The 18,581-nt window shown below is 69.1% G+C and carries 21 protein-coding genes; 11 read left to right on the forward strand and 10 right to left on the reverse strand.

Going from position 1 to position 18,581, the window contains the following annotated elements:
- Positions 1-4 precede the first annotated feature (4 nt).
- On the reverse strand, positions 5-574 hold the full coding sequence (locus tag ACYVLV_RS08955; RefSeq protein ID WP_460809261.1) for an O-methyltransferase: 570 nt from the start codon (positions 572-574) through the stop codon (positions 5-7).
- A gap of 390 nt (positions 575-964) precedes the next feature.
- Positions 965-1,168, reverse strand: coding sequence for a hypothetical protein (locus ACYVLV_RS08960; protein ID WP_460809263.1), 204 nt, complete (start codon positions 1,166-1,168; stop codon positions 965-967).
- Between ACYVLV_RS08960 and ACYVLV_RS08965 the strand changes: the two genes are divergently transcribed.
- From ACYVLV_RS08965 to ACYVLV_RS08985, 5 genes are all read left to right on the forward strand, one after another.
- Entirely contained in the window at positions 1,167-2,234 is a 1,068-nt protein-coding gene (locus tag ACYVLV_RS08965; RefSeq protein WP_460809264.1) for a 3-isopropylmalate dehydrogenase, read from the forward strand. The genes ACYVLV_RS08960 and ACYVLV_RS08965 overlap by 2 nt on opposite strands.
- Positions 2,235-2,275: 41 nt before the next feature.
- Positions 2,276-3,349 carry a branched-chain amino acid aminotransferase gene (locus ACYVLV_RS08970; RefSeq protein WP_460809265.1) on the forward strand — a complete coding sequence of 358 codons (1,074 nt, stop codon included), beginning with the start codon at positions 2,276-2,278 and terminating at the stop codon, positions 3,347-3,349.
- A 133-nt stretch (positions 3,350-3,482) separates the two neighbouring features.
- Entirely contained in the window at positions 3,483-5,207 is a 1,725-nt protein-coding gene (locus tag ACYVLV_RS08975) for a serine/threonine-protein kinase (RefSeq protein ID WP_460809266.1), read from the forward strand.
- 193 nt (positions 5,208-5,400) lie between these two features.
- A complete protein-coding gene (cimA, locus tag ACYVLV_RS08980) occupies positions 5,401-6,996 on the forward strand; it encodes a citramalate synthase (protein ID WP_460809268.1) in 1,596 nt (531 codons plus the stop codon).
- Between the two features lie 151 nt (positions 6,997-7,147).
- Entirely contained in the window at positions 7,148-8,563 is a 1,416-nt protein-coding gene (locus tag ACYVLV_RS08985) for an amidase (protein WP_460809269.1), read from the forward strand.
- A gap of 15 nt (positions 8,564-8,578) precedes the next feature.
- Here the strand turns inward: ACYVLV_RS08985 and ACYVLV_RS08990 are convergent, their stop codons facing one another.
- Positions 8,579-8,884 carry a hypothetical protein gene (locus ACYVLV_RS08990; RefSeq protein WP_460809271.1) on the reverse strand — a complete coding sequence of 102 codons (306 nt, stop codon included), beginning with the start codon at positions 8,882-8,884 and terminating at the stop codon, positions 8,579-8,581.
- An 18-nt stretch (positions 8,885-8,902) separates the two neighbouring features.
- On the opposite strand from ACYVLV_RS08990, the gene ACYVLV_RS08995 reads away from it, so the two are divergent.
- Complete coding sequence (locus ACYVLV_RS08995) at positions 8,903-9,286, forward strand: VOC family protein (protein WP_460809273.1); 384 nt, start codon at positions 8,903-8,905, stop codon at positions 9,284-9,286.
- Here ACYVLV_RS08995 and bioD read toward each other — a convergent pair.
- The 5 genes from bioD to ACYVLV_RS09020 all read right to left on the reverse strand — a co-directional run bounded on the left by bioD (position 9,253) and on the right by ACYVLV_RS09020 (position 14,126).
- Positions 9,253-9,951, reverse strand: a complete 699-nt coding sequence (gene bioD / locus ACYVLV_RS09000) for a dethiobiotin synthase (protein ID WP_460809275.1) — start codon at positions 9,949-9,951, stop codon at positions 9,253-9,255. The genes ACYVLV_RS08995 and bioD overlap by 34 nt on opposite strands.
- Positions 9,948-11,069, reverse strand: a complete 1,122-nt coding sequence (locus ACYVLV_RS09005) for an 8-amino-7-oxononanoate synthase (RefSeq protein WP_460809276.1) — start codon at positions 11,067-11,069, stop codon at positions 9,948-9,950. Before ACYVLV_RS09005 ends, bioD begins: the two co-directional genes overlap by 4 nt.
- The gene (locus tag ACYVLV_RS09010; protein WP_460809277.1) at positions 11,069-12,349 is read right to left on the reverse strand and encodes an adenosylmethionine--8-amino-7-oxononanoate transaminase; all 1,281 of its coding nucleotides are present in this window, start codon (positions 12,347-12,349) and stop codon (positions 11,069-11,071) included. The genes ACYVLV_RS09005 and ACYVLV_RS09010 overlap by 1 nt, the downstream gene beginning before the upstream one ends.
- Before the next feature lie 20 nt (positions 12,350-12,369).
- Entirely contained in the window at positions 12,370-13,440 is a 1,071-nt protein-coding gene (gene bioB, locus ACYVLV_RS09015; RefSeq protein ID WP_460809279.1) for a biotin synthase BioB, read from the reverse strand.
- 83 nt (positions 13,441-13,523) lie between these two features.
- Positions 13,524-14,126, reverse strand: a complete 603-nt coding sequence (locus ACYVLV_RS09020; RefSeq protein WP_460809281.1) for a pentapeptide repeat-containing protein — start codon at positions 14,124-14,126, stop codon at positions 13,524-13,526.
- A 73-nt stretch (positions 14,127-14,199) separates the two neighbouring features.
- Between ACYVLV_RS09020 and ACYVLV_RS09025 the strand changes: the two genes are divergently transcribed.
- Complete coding sequence (locus ACYVLV_RS09025) at positions 14,200-14,349, forward strand: hypothetical protein (protein ID WP_460809283.1); 150 nt, start codon at positions 14,200-14,202, stop codon at positions 14,347-14,349.
- 9 nt (positions 14,350-14,358) lie between these two features.
- Here ACYVLV_RS09025 and ACYVLV_RS09030 read toward each other — a convergent pair whose 3' ends face one another.
- On the reverse strand, positions 14,359-14,886 hold the full coding sequence (locus ACYVLV_RS09030; protein ID WP_460809285.1) for a DUF6174 domain-containing protein: 528 nt from the start codon (positions 14,884-14,886) through the stop codon (positions 14,359-14,361).
- A gap of 106 nt (positions 14,887-14,992) precedes the next feature.
- Here ACYVLV_RS09030 and ACYVLV_RS09035 point away from each other — a divergent pair, with 106 nt between their 5' ends.
- Positions 14,993-15,175: a DUF5302 domain-containing protein gene (locus ACYVLV_RS09035; RefSeq protein WP_460809287.1), complete on the forward strand. Its 183-nt coding sequence runs from the start codon at positions 14,993-14,995 to the stop codon at positions 15,173-15,175.
- A 93-nt stretch (positions 15,176-15,268) separates the two neighbouring features.
- Entirely contained in the window at positions 15,269-15,802 is a 534-nt protein-coding gene (locus ACYVLV_RS09040) for a MaoC family dehydratase (RefSeq protein ID WP_460809289.1), read from the forward strand.
- 234 nt (positions 15,803-16,036) lie between these two features.
- On the opposite strand, the gene ACYVLV_RS09045 is transcribed toward ACYVLV_RS09040, so the two are convergent.
- The gene (locus ACYVLV_RS09045; RefSeq protein WP_460809290.1) at positions 16,037-17,107 is read right to left on the reverse strand and encodes an NYN domain-containing protein; all 1,071 of its coding nucleotides are present in this window, start codon (positions 17,105-17,107) and stop codon (positions 16,037-16,039) included.
- 59 nt (positions 17,108-17,166) lie between these two features.
- On the opposite strand from ACYVLV_RS09045, the gene ACYVLV_RS09050 reads away from it, so the two are divergent.
- Entirely contained in the window at positions 17,167-17,928 is a 762-nt protein-coding gene (locus ACYVLV_RS09050; protein WP_460809291.1) for a potassium channel family protein, read from the forward strand.
- Positions 17,925-18,557: a DUF6758 family protein gene (locus tag ACYVLV_RS09055; protein ID WP_460809293.1), complete on the forward strand. Its 633-nt coding sequence runs from the start codon at positions 17,925-17,927 to the stop codon at positions 18,555-18,557. The genes ACYVLV_RS09050 and ACYVLV_RS09055 overlap by 4 nt, the downstream gene beginning before the upstream one ends.
- Positions 18,558-18,581: the final 24 nt, after the last annotated feature.

The following is an 18,581-nucleotide window of genomic DNA, read 5'->3' on the forward strand; positions in this document are numbered from 1 at the left end:
GTGACTAGCGCTTGGTGGCGACGAGGGTCGAGGCGTCGGAGGCGACCATCACCTCGACGGAGGTGAACCGCTCGTCGGAGAGCCACTGCTCGCGCAACGTGTCCACCCGGCCGTAACTGATCGGTGGCCAACTCTCGCAGGGGGTGAAGTCGTCGAGGACCACGATTCCCCCCGCCTCGACAAGGTCCGCGACCTTGTCGACCTCCACCGCGCCGGGCTCCCCGGAGTCCAGGAACAGCAACGCGAAGGGGCCCTTGTCCATCAACGTCGACCAGTCCGCCGCGAGCACCTCGACCTGAGGGTCGTCCACGAAGATCGTCGCGGCCGCCTTGGCGAGCCGGGGATCCAACTCGGCGGTGATGATGTGCGCATCCTCTCCACGTACGCCGGAGCGCAACCAGGCCGTGCCCACGCCGCAGCCGGTGCCGAACTCCGCCATGGTTCCGCTGCGGGTCGCCGCCAGCGTGGCCAGTAGCCGGCCCGTCTCGTTGCGGCAGAACGAGACGTAACCGGCCTTGCGAGAGACGTCGAATGCCCGCCGGACCACGTCGGGCAGTTCTGGGGGTGCGCTCATGGGCGTGAGTGTGTCACCGGCGGGCAACAGTCTTGACTGGTGGACCACAGGCTGAATGTTCTGGCCAGAAGTGGGGGGTCGGGCTTAGTCTTCTTCCATCATGTGGAACGTGGTCGTACTTATCGGTCGCCGCGGCGAGGCCCAGCAGCGCTAGCTGCCACGAGAGGCCACCTCGTCGCGGTGTTCGGCGTACGCCGGTGAGTGACGGGCCTCTCGAAGTTCGAAGAACTTCTTCGAGGTCTCCTTCGCGGCGGGTCGCCCCCGCTGCCCAGCGCGATCCGCTCCTCGCAGGGCCGTGCGTCCACCCGTGATCCGGGATTACGCCGCCGCCCGCCGCGTGGGTGACCTCGAGGTCCCTTCCGGCGCCCCTGCCAGGGCGTACCGTTTCGATCACTCCCACAGTGAGGACATGTCATGTTCGACCACGCCGAATTCGATGGATCCACATTCGATCACTACTTCGAGTGGGGCCCGGCCAAGCACCGCCTCCACATCCAGCCGCTGCACCAACAACTGCAGCAGCAACAGCACCAGACCCTCGATCAACGAGACGAGTCGGAAGAACGTCCCGACGACAACTAACGTTCGCCCCATGAACGCCACCAACTCCTCCAGTGACAACCCGCTGAACCTCGCCGTCATCCCTGGCGACGGAATCGGCCAAGAGGTCACCGCCGAAGCGCTCAAGGTGCTCGAGGCGGTCGCTCCGGTGAAGATCTCACCGACGCAGTACGACCTCGGTGCCGAGCGGTACCTTGCGACCGGTGAGGTCCTGCCCGACACGGTCCTGGAAGAGATCCGCGGCCACGACGCAATCCTGCTCGGCGCGGTGGGCGGCAAGCCCAACGACCCGAACCTGCCGCCGGGCATCCTGGAGCGGGGTCTGCTGCTGCGGTTGCGCTTCGAGCTCGACCACTACGTCAACCTGCGGCCGTCGCGGATCTTCCCGGGCGTCACCTCACCCCTCGCCGAGCCCGGTGAGATCGATTTCGTGGTCGTCCGTGAGGGCACCGAGGGTCCCTACACCGGCAACGGCGGGGCGCTGCGGGTCGGTACGCCGCACGAGGTGGCCACCGAGGTGTCGGTCAACACCGCCTTCGGCGTCGAGCGAGTGGTGCGCGATGCCTTCGCCCGAGCCCAGCGCCGTCCGCGTCAGAAGCTGACCCTGGTCCACAAGACCAACGTGCTGGTCAACGCCGGCGCCGTGTGGTGGCGCCTGACCCAGTCGGTCGCCGCGGAGTTCCCCGACGTCACCGTCGACTACATGCACATCGACGCCGCGATGATCTTCATGACCACCGACCCGTCGCGCTTCGACGTGATCGTCACCGACAACCTCTTCGGCGACATCATCACCGACCTGGCCGCCGCGATCACCGGTGGCATCGGCCTGGCCGCCTCCGGAAACGTCAACCCCGACCGGACCGCACCGTCGATGTTCGAGCCGGTGCACGGCTCGGCGCCGGACATCGCCGGTCAGCAGAAGGCCGACCCCACCGCAGCGATCCTGTCGGTCTCCCTGATGCTCGACCACCTGGGACACGCCGATGCCGCTGCTGCGGTTGAAACCGCTGTCCTGGCCGACCTCGCCGACCGTGCCCCCGGTGTTGCGCGGCGTACCTCCGAGGTCGGCGACGCCATCTCCGAGCGGCTGCGCTAGTCGCCGCTCCATTTCTTGAAGGAGCAACTAACGTGTCGTCCATGCAGATCAGCACCACGCACTCACAGACCGCGGTCGACGACGCCACCCTTCAGGGGATCCTCGCGAACCCCGGCTTCGGGACCCACTTCACCGACCACATGTTCACCGTGGAGTGGACGCCCACCGACGGGTGGCACGGGGCCCGGATCACGCCGTACGGCCCGCTGAGTCTGGACCCGGCGACCTCGGTGCTGCACTACGCCCAGGAGACCTTCGAGGGCATGAAGGCCTACCGGCACGGCGACGGTTCGATCTGGACCTTCCGGCCGGGCGAGAACGCCGCGCGCATGGTGCGCTCCTCGCATCGTCTGGCGTTGCCGGTGCTGCCGGAGGAGGACTTCGTCGCCGCGGTCGACGCGCTGGTCGAGGTCGACCAGCGGTGGGTGCCGGACAACGAGGGCGAGAAGAGCCTCTACATCCGGCCCTTCATGATCGCCACCGAGAAGTTCCTCGGCGTCCGACCGGCCCAGCACGTGACCTTCATGGTGATCGCCAGCCCGGCCGGCGCCTACTTCAAGGGCGGCGTGAAGCCGGTGACGCTGTGGCTGACCGAGGAATACACCCGCGCGGGACGCGGCGGCATGGGCGCGGCCAAGACCGGCGGCAACTACGCCAGCTCACTGGTCGCCCAGCAGGAGGCGACCTCCCACGGGTGCGACCAGGTGGTCTTCCTCGACGGCCAGGAGGGTCGGTACATCGAGGAGCTCGGCGGGATGAACATGTACTTCGTGTTCGACGACGGCTCCATCGTGACCCCGGAGACCGGCACCATCCTCGAGGGGATCACCCGCGCCAGCATCATCGACCTCGCCGGCAAGGCGGGCCACCAGGTCACCCAACGCAAGCTGTCGATCGACGAGTGGCGTGACGGGGTGACCAGCGGTCGGATCGTGGAGATCTTCGCCTGCGGCACCGCCGCCGTGGTCACCCCGGTGGGCGCCCTGAAGTACGACGGTGGCGAGGTCCCCGCCCCCGCCTCCACCGACCTCACGATGCGCCTGCGCCAGGCCCTGGTCGACGTCCAGTTCGGCCGCGCCGAGGACACCTTCGACTGGATGCACCGCATCGTCTGACACGAAGTCCGTCAAATGGCCCCGCGAAGTTCGCCAAATGGGGACGCGAGGTTCGCCAAATGGGGACGCGAGATCGGTGGACTCCGATCACGGCGTACCGAAGGAACACGCTCAACACGGGTAATCTGACCCGGTGACCAGCCACGCCGATGCCGACGCCCCCGCCTCGCGGGACGGGGTGGGTAGCGGCCTGCAGGTGGGGGAGTACGAACTCCTCGCGCGCATCGGGGAGGGCGGCATGGGGATCGTCCATCTCGCCCGCAAACCCGGCGGCCAACGGATCGCGTTGAAGTTGCTGCGGCCCCAGATCGTCGGCGACGAGGAGGCGCGCCACCGCCTGGCACGCGAGGTCGGATCGCTGCGACGGATCCGTAGTCGATGGGTCGCCGAGATCCTGGATGCTGACCCGTGGGCCGAGATCCCGTTCGTCGCCACCCGCTACGTGCCTGGCCTCTCGCTGCACGACCATGTCCCCGAGCAGGGTCCGATAGAGGGGCAGGACCTGCTGTGGTTCGCGGGTTGTCTCGCCGAGGGCATCGCCTCGGTGCACGAGGTCGGCGTACTCCACCGCGATATCAAGCCCTCCAACGTGCTGATGGAGGGTCGCACCCCGATCCTGATCGACTTCGGACTGGCCCGGGTCGCCGACGACCCCAAGCTCACCCACACCGGCTGGTTGCTGGGCACCCCCGGCTACCTGGCCCCCGAGATCCTGTACGGCGACGAGGCCAGCCAGGCCTCCGACGTCCACTCCTGGGGAGCGACGGTGGCCTTCGCCGCGACCGGGAATCCACCCTTCGGCCGTGGACCGTCGGTGGCGATCATGGACCGGGTACGCCGCGGCGAGCACCGACTCGACGGTCTCACCGGCCCCCTGCGCGACGTCGTGGAGGCGGCACTCGACCCGGAACCTTCCAAGCGCCCGAGCCTGTCGGAGATCTTGGACTGGTTGGGTCCGCAGACCACCCGGCCGGGCCCGTTGCTGGCCCCCCCGCCGACCGCCGAAGGGCCCCGATCGGCGGCCGAGGACATGTTCACCGTCCCTCTGGCCCTCGCTGCGCAGGCCCACGGATCACCGGCCGAGGAGACGGTTCTCGAGACCGATCCCGACGACCCAGATCCCTACGATGACGCCCAGGCAGCGGCGCCGACCCGATGGCTCACTACAGCCTCTCCCACACAGCACGCACCACCCGCTCCGCCGCTCCGCCCGCAGGAGGCCTGGGATCCCCAGTCCGCGCTGGCGACTGACTGGGACCCCTACTCCTCGCTGGCCCCGGCGGTGGCACCCGTGGGCACCATGGAGCGCGTACGACGCGGCGTGGTTCTGGTGGCCGGCGCGGCGGCGACAGCGGTTGCTTTCGCCGCGGCTCCCTGGGTCGCCGCCGGGGTGGTGGTCGTCCTGGTCTGGTTGCTGCGCGGTGGCTCGGTGGCCGCGAGCGTGACCCGCGATCGGCGTCGCGTCCGCGGAGCCAAGTGGTACGACGGCCCCCGACTGCTGCTGGGAGCGCCGTGGCACCTGGTGCGTTCGCTGCCGGGAACCGCCATGCTGCTGTTGTGGAGCGGTGGATTGGCCCTGGCGGCTGTCCTGATCTGTTACGCCGCCTCCGCCACGGCTGAGGTGACGCTGCTGATCGGCGGGGCGGTGTTCGTGGTGTCCCTGTGGTGGGGGCCGGGTGGTTTCCGGGTGCGCTCACCCCTGTCCCGACTGGTGAACCCCCTGTCACGTACGACCGGGTGGTGGCTCCTGGGCGTCGGCGTACTCCTGGCTCTGGCGATGGTCGGCTGGGCGGTGGTCACCTCGCAGGGGGTGTCCTGGACGCCCGGGAACCAGGCCCCCTTCCTGGCCGTCCGATGAGCCCGGATCGCGAGATCTGGCTGCGTCGGGAGGGGCGCATGGCACGATGGGGTCATGCACCCGCAACGACTGCTTCCCACGATTCAGATTTGTTAGCGCGTCGAGCTCCTCGACGCGCCCACCTCTCGCACCCCGAGAGGTTTTTTTGTGCCCACGACTCGTCCGACAACCGACTATCCCGGAGCCGAATACGATGGACCTGCACGGTGACTTCCACGTCTACGACACCACCCTGCGCGACGGCGCGCAGCAGGAGGGCCTGAACCTCTCTGTCGCCGACAAACTCACCATTGCGCGCCAGCTGGACGGTCTCGGCGTGGGCTACATCGAGGGCGGTTGGCCTGGCGCCAACCCCAAGGACACCGAGTTCTTCGCCCGGGCCTCGAAGGAACTCGACCTCCGACACGCGAAGCTGACCGCGTTCGGCGCCACCCGGAAGGTCGGCGTCAAGGCGGCCGACGACCCCGGGGTTGCCGCACTGCGCGACTCGGGGGCCGGAGTCGTGACGCTGGTCGCGAAATCTCACGACCGGCACGTCGAGTTGGCCCTGCGCACGACCCTGGCCGAGAACCTGGCCATGATCCGCGACACCATCACCCATCTGCGCGCCGAGGGCCAGGCAGTCTTCCTCGACGCCGAGCACTTCTTCGACGGCTACCGCGACAACCGCGACTACGCCCTGGAGGTGCTCCGCACGGCGTTCGAAGCCGGTGCGGAGGTGGCCGCGCTGTGTGACACCAACGGGGGCATGCTGCCGCCCTGGGTCTCCGACGTCGTCCTGGACGTCATCGAGTCGACCGGCGGACGGATCGGGATCCACTGTCACAACGACACCGGGTGTGCGATCGCGAACACCCTGGCCGCGGTCGACGCGGGCGCCACGCATGTGCAGGGCACCATCAACGGGTACGGCGAGCGCACCGGCAACGCCGACCTCATCGCCGTGGTCGCGAACCTGCAGTTGAAGCTGAACCGCCCCGTCCTGCCCGAGGGACTGCTGCGGGAGTCGACGCGCATCGCCCACGCGGTCGCCGACGTCACCAACTTCCCGCCCGCTTCGCGCCAGCCGTACGTCGGCACCTCGGCGTTCACCCACAAGGCCGGCCTGCACGCGAGCGCCATCAAGGTCGACCCCAATCTCTACCAACACATGGATCCCATCGGGGTCGGCAACGACATGCGCCTGCTCGTCTCCGACATGGCCGGTCGCGCCTCGATCGAACTCAAGGGCAAGGAACTCGGTTTCGACCTGTCGGGTGACCGCGAGCTGATCACCCGCGTCACCGCTCGGGTCAAGGAGTTGGAGTCGCGCGGCTACACCTTCGAAGCGGCCGATGCCTCCTTCGAGCTCATGCTGGTCGAAGAGGTCGAAGGCACGCGGCCGACGTACTTCGATGTGGAGAGTTGGCGCGTGATCACCGAGACCCTCACCCACCGCGCGGACGGCGAGGAGGCGATCTCCGAGGCGACGGTGAAACTCACCGCAGCAGGAGTCCGCTACGTCGTGACCGGTGAGGGCAACGGGCCGGTGAACGCGCTGGACTCCGCCATCCGCTCCGCGATCGGTCAGGCGTTCCCGGCGGTTACGAAGTTCGAACTGATCGACTACAAGGTCCGCATCCTCGACCAGGGTCACGGCACCGACGCGATCACCCGGGTTCTGATCGAGACCTCCGACGGAGAGTCCTCCTGGATCACCGTCGGGGTCGGGCACAACGTCATCGAGGCCTCCTGGGGTGCCCTGGTCGACGGCCTCACCTACGGTCTGCGCCGCCACCACACCGCCTGAAATTCCCCACGAAGTTCGCCAGATGGGGCGTCGAGGTTCGCCGAATGGGGCGGCTTCGATCTCGCGTCCCCATCCCGCGAACTTCGCGTCCCCATTTGACGAACTTCGTGCCCCCATTTGGCGAACTTCGTGAGGGGATACGGTCGGGGCCATGGTGGAGTTGCATGAACTGACAGCGGTGGAGCAGGGCGCCGAAGTACGCCGCGGGGACGTGAGTCCGCAGGAGCTCATCGAGCACTACCTGGATCGGATCGAACGGCTCGACGACGTGGGGGCGTTCATCACCGTCACCGGGGACGAGGCGCGATTTGCGGCCACAGCAGTCACGGGGCCAGCCCCGAACTCCGGCCGGGCCCGACCACTGCGAGGGGTGCCGACGGCGATCAAGGACCTCAACCTGACCGCGGGGGTGCCGACCCAGTTCGGCTCGGCGGCGACCGCCGGTTTCGTGCCCGACATCGACGACGCCGTCACCGAGGCGATCCGGGCGGCGGGGATGGTGAGCCTGGGCAAAACGAGTACGCCGGAGTTCGGTTCACCTTGTTACACCGAACCCGAGGGCTACCCACCCGCCGTCACCCCGTGGGACCGGACCCGCATGGCCGGCGGATCCTCCGGCGGGGCCGCAGCCGCCGTGGCCGCCGGTCTCGTGCCCGTCGCCCAAGGGTCCGACGGGGGTGGCTCGATCCGGATCCCCGCGTCCTGCTGCGGCCTGGTCGGGCTCAAGCCCAGCCGAGGACGGATCAGCGGTGCCCCGATGTACGGCGACCCCATCGGCCTATCCACCAGTGGCTCCATCGCCCGGACCGTCCGCGACTCGGCCGCGATGCTCGACGTACTGGCCGGGCGCCTGCCGGGCGACCCGTCCTGGGCACCCCAGGCCTCAGGCACCTTCCTCGAGGCCTGCGACCGGGAGCCGGGCCGGTTGCGAATCGCCCGGTTCGTCGAGCCGATGATCGCCGAGGCGGCCGTCGACCCCGAGTGCGTGACGGCCTACGAGGACGCCTCGCGACTCCTGGAGTCCCTCGGCCACGAGATCGTCGACGTCCCGGTCCCGTTGCCCGCCGCGGCGATCCCCGTGTTCGAGACCTGCTGGGCGGTCCTGACCGCACAGTCGGTCGTCCCACTGCCCGACGCCCAGGCCGCGCTGATCCGACCGCTCACCCGGTGGTTGGCCGATCGGGGTCAAGCGGTCAGTGGTCCCGAGTTCGGGCTGGCTATCGGGGCGATGCGCCGGTTCGCCGCGCAGGCGCTGACCGCCCTCGCGCCGTACGACGCCGTCCTCACCCCGACCCTCGCGGCACCCCCGCTACCGGTGGGGGCGTTGCGCAACGACGGCGACCCGGCTGCGGACTTCGAGGCGCAGAAGGCCTTCACCCCCTGGACGTCGGCGTGGAACGTCACCGGGATGCCGGCGGTGTCGCTGCCGCTGCACTGGACCCCCGAAGGGCTACCCGTCGGGGTGATGCTCGCGGCCCGGCCTGCCGAGGAGACCCTGCTGCTCTCCTTGGCCGCCCAGGTCGAGCGGGCCGCGCCCTGGCACCACCGGCGACCGCCAGGCTGGTGAAATCAGGCGGGTCAATCAGATGGGCAGCGCCCACTGAGCGCGGAACTCCTCGGGGTCCATCGAAGCGAGTTGCTCGGCGACCAGGTCAAGCGTGGCCGCCAGCTGTTCGGGATTCTCCTCGGGGAACCGCAGGACATCGAGGCCGCTCACGCGTTCGCGGACCACGACCTGACCGGTGCTCGACAACTCGAACCGACCGCCGCTCATCGCGCACCACAGATCCAGTACGCCGAGGGTCAGGGCATGCAGCCGCCCACGGGAGATCGGCTCCACGGCGTACTCGTAGACCTCGCTAGACGTCGGTTCCAAAGTGTCGAACACAGGCCTAGTGTGACAGCCATGTCCGAACTGACCCCCTACCTCTGCGTCGACGACGCCCGCGCCGCCATCGACTGGTACGCCGCCGCACTCGGTGCCGAGATCGTCTTCGACCCCATCGTCATGGGCGGGAAGATCGGCCACGTCGAGCTCGCGGTGGCCGGCGCCCGCTGGATGATGTCCGACGAGTTCGAGGGCTCCGGCGTCGCCGCGCCACTGGTGGGCAGGGGAGCCGGCGTGAGCCTGCACCTCACGGTCGACGACGTCGACGAAGCAGCCGCCCGGGTCAAGGCGAACGGCATCGACATGACCCGCGGCCCCGAGGACAGCCCACCGGCAGGACGGGTCGCGGTCTTCACCGACCCCTTCGGTCACCGGTGGTTCTTGAACCAGCCCTGCGACTGAGTCCGGAAGTCGGAGGGATCCAGCCCACCGGCCCCGGCAGGCAGCACCGCCAGGATGGGAAGGCCCGTCACCGTCGGCAGGTCCTCCAGGTTGCAGGTCTCGGCCAACCCGGGTTCGGCCGGCCAGGAGCCCACGATCAGCCCGTGCGGCTCGATGCCTCGAGCGCGCAGGGCACGCACGGTCAGTTCGCTGTGGTTCAGGGTGCCCAGACCGGCGCCGACGACAACGACGACGTCGAGACCGATCCCGTCGGGGAGGGTGTGGGCCAGGTGCGTGGCGAGGTCCAGCAGGGTGCCGCCGTCGGTGTCGAGTCGGACCAGCAGCCCGCCCGCGCCTTCGACGATGATCTCGTCGTGGTCGCCGGCGAGTCCGAGGATCCGGTCCGCGTGCTCACCCACGGTGGGCAGGGTGACTCCCGCCCGGCGCGCGGCGGTGTCCGGGGCCAACGGTTCGTCCAGTTCGTAGAAGGTGACGACCTTGCAGCCGGCCAGCCGGTGGACCTCGTCGGCGTCGCCGCGGGACCCGTCCCCGATTCCTGTCTGCACGGGCTTCACGACCAGGACGGATCGGGGGCCGGCGGCCGAGGAAGCAGCCAGCGCCGCGGTGGCCACGGTCTTGCCGACATCGGTGGAAGTGCCGGTCACCAGGATGAGCCGGCGGGTCACGAGAACTCCTTGACCACGGCCACCAGTACGGCGGTGGCGCGGTCCCACTTGTCCTCGTCGACCCCTGCGTTGACGGTGATCCGCAGCCGGGAGATGCCGTCCGGCACCGAGGGTGGTCGGAAGCAACCGACGCGTACGCCGTTCTCCGCAGCCGCGGCCTGAGCGGCCAGGGCCGCCTGCGGGGACGGCATCGGTACCGACAGCACCGCACCGGACGAGGGTTCGACCCCGAGGGTGGCGGCCAGGTCGATCATCCGTTCCCGGATCCGGGCGACCAAGTGGGGGCGCTCCCGCACCAGTCGCAGTGCGGCCAACGCGCCGGCCGCCGCGGCCGGGCTCAACCCGGTGTCGAAGATGAAGGGCCGGGCCCGGTTGATCAGGTGCTCGACGATCGCGGGGGAGGCGAGGACGGCACCGCCCTGGCTGCCCAACGCCTTGGACAGGGTCGCGCAGACGATCACGTCGGGACGACCGGCCAGCCCCGCGGCCGCGACCAGGCCGGGGCCGTGGACTCCGAGGCTGTGGGCCTCGTCGACCACCAGCAGTGCACCGGTCTCCGCACAGGCCGCAGCCAGCTCGGGGAGCGGAGCCTGATCACCCAACACGGAGTAGACCGATTCGCACAGCACCATCGCCCGGCCCCCGGCGGCGGACTGGTCGGCCAGGGCGCGGCGTACGGCGTCCACGTCGTTGTGCGGCACCACGCGCAGTCGCGCGCGGGAGAGTCGGACGGCGTCGATCAGCGAGGCGTGGATGTGGGCGTCGGAGACGATCAGCGTCTCCCGGTCCGCCAGCGCGGAGACCACGGCGAGGTTCGCGTGGTAGCCGGTGGACAGCACCAGGCCGCTCGGCTGTCCCAGGTACGCCGCCAACTCGGCTTCCAACTCCGCGTGCAACGTCAGCGTCCCGGTGACCAGGCGGGAGGCGCCGGCCCCGGCACCCCACTCGATCGCAGCCTGAGCGGCGGCCTGGGTGACCGCCGGATCCTGAGAGAGGCCGAGATAGTCGTTCCCGGCCAGGTCAACGGTGACGTCGTCCGCGCCGCGCGGCCGCAGAGTACGGCGCAGACCGGCCTCCTCACGGGCGGCCGCCTGTTCAGCGAGCCATTCCTCCCACATCAGGCGACCCCTGCCGCCGAAGTGATCGCCGCACAGATCCGGGCGACGTCGTCCTCGGTCGAGATGTAGGGCGGCATCGTGTAGATGCAGTCGCGGAAGGGGCGGAGCCAGACCCCGAGCGCCGCGGCCGCTTCGGCGGCGACCCGTCCGTCGACCTCGTGGTCGAGTTGAACGACCCCTACCGCACCGGTGGTGCGCACGTCGGACACGGCGGGCAGGTCACGGCACGCCGCGAGTCCGCGGTTCAGGCCACCGTTGATCGCACCCACCTGGGTCTGCCAGTCGGCCGACTCGAGCAGGTCGAGACTGGCCAGAGCCACGGTGCACGCCAGGGCGTTGCCCATGAAGGTCGGGCCGTGGTTCAGGACGCCGGAGTCCGAGGCCGAGATCCCACGGGCCACCTCGTCGGTGCACAGCGCGGCGGCCAGCGTGACGTAGCCGCCGGACAGGGCCTTGCCGACACACATGATGTCGGGCACCACGCCTGCGGATGATCCAGCTTGCCCGGCGAAGAGGGTGCCGGTGCGGCCGAAGCCGGTGGCGATCTCGTCGAAGATCAGGAGGAACCCGTGTTCGTCGGCGGTTTCGCGCATCACGCGCAGGCAGGCGGCGTCGTACAGCCACATCCCGCCGGCTCCCTGGAGAAGTGGCTCGACGATGACGGCCGCGATCTCGTCGGCGTGGGTGCGGGCGAGCGAGCGGAACTCCTCGGCCCAGGCGTCGACGTCGCCGCCGGGAGCGGGTGGGCGAGGGGCGAAGACCTGCTGGGGGAGAACCTCGGCGAACATCGAGTGCATCCCGCCGACGGGGTCGCACACGCTCATCGCGCCGAAGGTGTCGCCGTGGTAGCCGCCGCGGACCGTCAGCATCCGGGTCCGACCGCGTCGTCCCCGGCCCTGCTGGAACTGCAACGCCATCTTGAGCGCGACCTCCACGCTGACCGACCCAGAGTCCGCGAGGAAGACCCGCTGCAGCGGGTCGGGGGTGAGGTCGACCAGGCGCTGGGCCAGGCGGATGGCGGGGGCGTTGGTGAGCCCGCCGAACATGACGTGGGCGTAGTCGATCGACCGGACCGCCGCGTCCATCGTGGGGTGGCCGTAGCCGTGGATGGCGGCCCACCACGAGGACATGCCGTCGATCAGTTCGGTGCCGTCGTCCAGGGTGAGCCGGGTGCCCTGCGCCCCGGTGACCAGCCGCACCGGGGTGGGCTCGGTCATCGAGGTGTAGGGGTGCCAGACGTGCTCGCGATCGAAGTCGAGGAGCGCTGAGGAGTCAGGCACGGTCAGGTCGCGAGGAACGACTAGGCGTTGGGCACGGCGGCGGTGCCTGCGCCCCGACGACGCTTCGCCGGATCGTGCGAGGCGGCAGCGTCGGACTGGGCGGCCGCGTCCTGCGACCCGAGGACGACAAAGCCGTTGTCACGGATCATCTCGAGGTCGGCTTCGGCGGCCTGCCCCTCGGAGGTGAGGTAGTCGCCCAGGAAGATGGAGTTGGCGACCTGGAGAGCCAACGCCTGCAGGGACCGCAGGTGCATCTCGCGTCCGGCGGCGATACGAACCTCGCGGTCGGGGCAGACGAACCGCGCCATGGCGAGGATCTTCACGCAGCGGGCCGGGCTGAGTTCCCAGGTGTTCTCGTACGGCGTGCCGTCGAAGGGCATCAGGAAGTTGATCGGGATGGAGTCGGACTCCATGTCGCGCAGCGCGAAGAGCGCCTCGACCAGTTGCTCGTCGGTCTCACCGAGCCCGGCGATCAGACCGCTGCAGGGGGAGAGGCCGGCGGACTTGGCTTTGCCCACGGTGTCGACGCGGTCGGCGTACGTGTGGGTCTGCACGATCGTGTCGTGGTGGGACTCGGCGGTGTTGATGTTGTGGTTGTAGGCGTCGACGCCCGCATCGCGCAGGCGCTCGGCCTGACCGTCCTTCAGTAGCCCGAGGCAGGCGCAGACCTCGGCGTCGGGGTGCTCGTTCTTCAGTGCCCCGACCATGTCGGCGACGCGCTCGACGTCGCGGTTCGTGGGGCCGCGGCCACTGGAGACCATGCAGACCCGGGTGGCGCCACCCTTGAGTCCGGCGGTGGCCTGGGCGAGGGCCTCCTCGGTGTTGAGCCACTTGTACTTCAAGATGTCGGCGGTCGAGCCGAGGGCCTGGGAGCAGTAGTTGCAGTTCTCGGGACACAGGCCCGACTTCAGGTTCACCAGGTAGTTGACCTTGACGGTGTTGCCGAAGTGCTCGCGGCGCAGGCGACCGGCGGCGGCGACGACGTCGAGGAGCTCGTCGTCGTGGGCGCGGAGCACCGAGAGGGCCTCGTCCTCGGTCGCGGGCTTGCCGGCCAGAATCGAGGTGGCGAGCTGGTCGAAAGGCGTGGTCATGAGCGCTCCTGACGGGGTGGAAAGACGTGTCCAGTATGCCGACCGAGGTCCCCGGTGTGGGCGGCGGTCCACCGTGATCGGAGTCACGCGGTCCCAGGGTCGACATCGGCTCCGTGCTGCTCGGCGAGGATGACCGCTCCGAGCAGGTCCAGCCGGGTGTCACCGAGGCGGGCCTCGGTGAGGTCGACACCCCCGAGTTCGGCGCCTCGCAGGTCGGCCCTACGCAGGTCGGTTCGGTGCAGAACCGCTCCGCTCAGGCGTACGCCGCGCAGTGAGGTGCCCTGCAGGTCGGTCATGGAGAGGTCGGATTCGGACAGGTCGAGGCCGGCCAGATCGAGCGAGGAGAGGTTGCCCGCCCGGATCGTGACGCCGCGCCACAGGCCGCCGACGACCTTCATCGGGCGCAGGGTGCAGCCGTCGAGCACGGAACCGGTGAGCTTGCAGCCGTCGAGGGTCGCGTCGAAGAAGTTGCAGCCGGTGAAGGTGCACGCCACGAAGGCGGTCGCGGTGTGGACCGAGGAGTTGAAGCGGCAGCTGCGGAATACGCAGCGTTCGAAGTGCGCCCCGGACGAGGTGACCTCGCTGAGGTCGACGTCGACGAAGGTGACGTCGACGTAGCGCCGGGATCCGAGCGCCTCGGCGTACCAGTCCTCACCGCGAATGGTCACGTCCTCGATCGTCTCCATGACCCTGACCGTAGTCGCTGGCGTGGCATGCTGGGAGCATGGCTACGCAGGTGACGTTCATCAGGAGCCAGGCGTGATGGCGGCCTCTGAAGAGTTGGACCCGCTGGCTCCGAACGCCTTCGAGATCATCTTGTCGGTGGCCCTGTTCGGCACCATGGCGGTGTTCATCGGGGTCGCGATCTACCTGGTGGTCAAGGCAGGTAAGCGTCCGCCTCGCGGGTGACCGAACCGCTCAACCCACCTCGACGTCGCTCAGGAAGTAGGTCACCTCGTCGTCGATCGCCTCGGCGATGCGGTCGATCGAGATCACCGACGGATAGTCCTGGTCGTCGGGCCAGGTGACGTCCACGAACGCCAGGGTGGGGTCGTTGGCGGCGTCGATGACGTCGTTGATGGTGAGCTCCCGGAAGTCCGGGGGTGTCTCGCCCTTCTGGACGCCGCGGCCGTCCCCGGAGTACACCGCCTCGGTGACCTCGCCGTCGACGACGGTGATGGCCATGGGGGTTCCGCCGTCGGCGCAGAAGCACCCCACCGCGAGCGTGTAGGTGTAGTCGGTGGGCCCGAAGGGTGGGTAGCGGGCGTCCGCGGGGTCCGGAGCCGGGGTGAGGGTTCCGCCCGGAGCGCTGGGCTGGGCGGAGGCGTCGATGGGACCGACGGAGTCCTGCGCGAGCGGCTGGGCGTCGCCGTAGCAACCGGCCAGAGACCCGGTGAGCAGAGAGGCGAGCGTCAGCGAGGCGAGGGCGCGCGGGATTCGAGTCATGGTGATCAGACGGTACCGCCGTTCACCGGGTTCCCCAGCCGAAATGCGTCGACGTGCGACCTGTGCTGATGCGACAGTGGCGGTCCGGCAATTATTGGAGGGCTCCATGGCTGAGAACGACGCGAACGCCGAGAACAAGGCGCGGATGCGCGAGGCGCTCGACCGGAAGAACAACAAGGAGAAGGGCGTCCACGAGGACGGTCCGCTGCAGGAGAAGGCGCACGGCTCCGAGGTCGAGGACCACGCCCCGCAGATGCACCGGCGCAAGGCCGGGGGAGGCGGCTCCTGATGGGCACCTGACCGCTCCAGGGGACATCTTTGACAGGATGGGGCCCGGCTCGTGTCGAGCCCCATCCCGTTTCTTGAGCCTGAGGAGTCCCCGGTGCAGTTCGGTCGTAGTTATGAGGAGTTCGAGGTCGGTGCGACCTACAAGCACTGGCCCGGCAAGACGGTCACCGAGTTCGACGACCACATGTTCTGCCTGCTCACGATGAATCACCACCCGCTCCACCTCGACGTGAACTACGCCGAGGAGACCACTCAGTTCGGCAAGAACGTCGTGGTCGGCAACTACGTCTACTCGATCCTGCTCGGCATGTCCGTGCCGGACATCTCCGGCAAGGCGATCGCCAACCTCGAGGTCGAATCGCTGCGCCACGTCGCCCCGACCTTCCACGGTGACACGCTGTACGGCCAGACCACCGTCCTGGACAAGACCGAGTCGAAGTCCAAGGACGACCGTGGCGTGGTGTATGTCGAGACCATCGGCTACAACCAGGACGGCAAGATCGTGTGCATCTTCCGCCGCAAGGTGATGGTGCCCAAGGACAGCTACCTGGAGGCCCGTGGCGGCGAGCAGCCCGGCCGGCCGGTGCCGCAGCCGGACAAGAACTGGCCGGGGCCGAACGCGGACTGATCTGTCCGGCGGAGGCAGCCGGTCGGCCCGTAAGCACAGCCGCCCGGTGCCGCAGCCGGACAAGAACTGGCCGGGGCCGAACGCCGACTGACGCCTTCGTTGGTCGAGGTGTGAAGGCCGTCAAGGCCTGAGCCTCGAAACCTGGTGACCGATCTCGGGGAAGTTCTCGGGGTCGGTTGCTTGGTTTCGAGGCTCGTCGCTTGCGCTCCTCGCACCTCAACCGGCGTCAGGAAGCTAGCGCAGACGTAGCCGCAGGTTGCCGTCGTCGTGGTCGGAGCTGACCTCGAGAACGTCGGTGCGTGACTCCACGAAGTCGGAGAACGTCTTGTAGCCGAGTTCTTTCTCCTTGAACCCGGGGTCCATCCGCTGCATCTGGCTCTTGACCCCGCCGCCGAAGAGCCATTCGCCTTCACCGGCCTTGTCCTGGGCGATGCGCAGGGCTCGGACCAGCAGCGCGGTGCCCTCTTGCTGCGGGTCGGGCTCGGAGACGGTCGGGGTGACCCTGCGCGTGGAGCGGCGACGGGTGGTCGTCCTGATCGCGGGGGCGTCGGTCTCGACGTCCGCCTCGGTCTCCGCCTCGACCTCGGGGACCTCCTCGACCTCCGGCGCGGGAACCGCAGCCTTCTTCGCTGGTGTCTTCTTGGCGGCCGTCTTCTTCGCGGCGGTCTTCTTGGCGGGCGCCTTCTTGGCCGGTTCGGTCTCCGCCGTCTCCTTGGCGGGAGTCTCCTTCTTCGGCAGCTCCGGTACGCCGGGCAGGGCGTCGTAGGTGCGGAACTCGTCGCAGGCGGCGATGAGCGCGCGCCCGGTGGAGCCCTTGACCCCGATGCCGACCACAAAGCGGCCGAGCTGCTTGCAGCGCTGGGCCAGCGCGACGTAGTCGGAGTCACCGCCCACGATCACCACGTGGGTCAGATCGGAGTACTGCATGAGGTCCTCGATCGCGTCGACCGCGAGCCGGATGTCGGCGCCGTTCTTGGTGCCGCTGACCGGGAAGAGTTGAGTCAGGTCCACGGCCCGATCGACCAATTGACGGCGGTAGGCCGCGTTGGCCGGCACCGACCAATCGGCGTAGGCACGAGAGAGTGCGACCGTGCCGAAGGAGGAGGCGTAGTCCAGGACCGCGCCGATGTCGAGGGTGGCCTCGGCCAGCTTCACGTCGATCGGGTCGTCGCCCTGCGGATCGGCCGCATGGTCGCGGGCGTTGTCGCGGCGCCAGGCGTCCCGGGTGCCGGAGTGGACCTGGTCGTAGCGGGAGATGACAACGTTGTCGAAGTCGATGTAGACGGCGACGCGCGGAGAGACCATGCCCCCAGGCTAGGGGTTGGTCCCGATCGGTGACGCAGCGATCGGCGAGACTGCAGCGTATGACGAAGTTTCAGGTGGTCTCCGAACGCATTCTCGCGTGCCTGGCGCTGCTGTTCCTGGCCGCCTACGCGATCCCCATTCTCGAACCCGACATCCCCTCGGGCTTCAAGCGCCTGTGCAACGTGGTCGTCGTCGTGGTCTGGGTCGCCTTCGGCGTGCACTACCTCGCGAGCCTGGTGCTGGCCGAGGAGCGGGTGACGTGGTTCTGGCATCACCTGCTGGATCTGTTCATCCTGATCGTCCCGTTCCTGCGGCCGCTGCGGTTGCTGCAACTGGTCCTGCTGCTCCGGGTGATGAACGCGAGCGGTGCTCGGAATCTGCGCGGTCGGGTCGGCCTCTACGTCGGAATCGGATCGGCCATGCTCGCCTTCGTGGCCGGTCTGGCCGTCCTGGACGCCGAGCGAGACGCACCAGGTGCCTCCATCACCACCTTCGGGGACGCCATGTGGTGGTCGGCGACCACGATGACCACGGTCGGGTACGGCGACCTGTTCCCCGTCACCGGGACCGGCCGCCTGGTCGCGGTCGGCCTGATGGTCGGGGGGATCGCCCTGCTCGGCACCGTCACCGCAAGTGTCGCGGCCTGGTTGATCGAGGCCGTGGCGGAGGAGACCGAGGCGGCGGAACAGTCGGCAGAACAGGCGGCAGAACAGTCGGGCGCCGACGACCTGCAACGCGTGTTGGAGGAGGTCCAGACCCTTCGGGCCGAGTTGGCTGCCTCCCGGCAGGGCCCCGGTGATCGTGGCACGATGACGACATGACCCTCGACGCCGGTTGTCCGCGGTGCCCGGCCCCGGTCTCCCGGGTGGACGACTGCTGGGTGTGCGTCGAACACGGCGAGATCGTGCCCCTGTGGCGACCCGAGGTGACGTCGTACGACTCGTTCGCCGAACACCTCCAGCGGGCGGTCGACTTCCCGACGTACCTCCCGTGGCCGTTGGGTCCGGGGTGGGGTGTCAGCGGGTTCGCGCTGGTCGGCGACGACTCCGGCGCCCGGGCCACCATGAGCTGTGTGTCCGGCACCAGCGTGCTCGACGGCCCGGTCGACGTGCTGATCGTCAGCGAGGAAGCAGGAACCGGCCTGGGAGCACGCATCGCCCGCACCCCGCGCGACGACCCCGGGGAGGAGATCCGCACCGGTCAACCCGCGGTCAAGGTCCGTGTCGGGAGTCAGGATGTGCCCCTCTGGCCGGTCTCGATCAGTGCCTCCGCGGGGGAGTGGGACCGCTCGGTCGTCGCCGGTGAGGCTGCGGGCCGGTGGCTGTGGATGGTGTTGCGTCCGGCCTCGGCCGTTCTCCTCCTGCGCGACGACTGGATCCTGCGCGACGTCTCGACCGCCGGACCCGAACTCGTCGAGGTTCCCTTCGAGGGGACCGCTCCGCCCTGGTAGCAGCCTGGATCTAGGCTGACGGTG

Source organism: Nocardioides salsibiostraticola, from assembly GCF_054783655.1.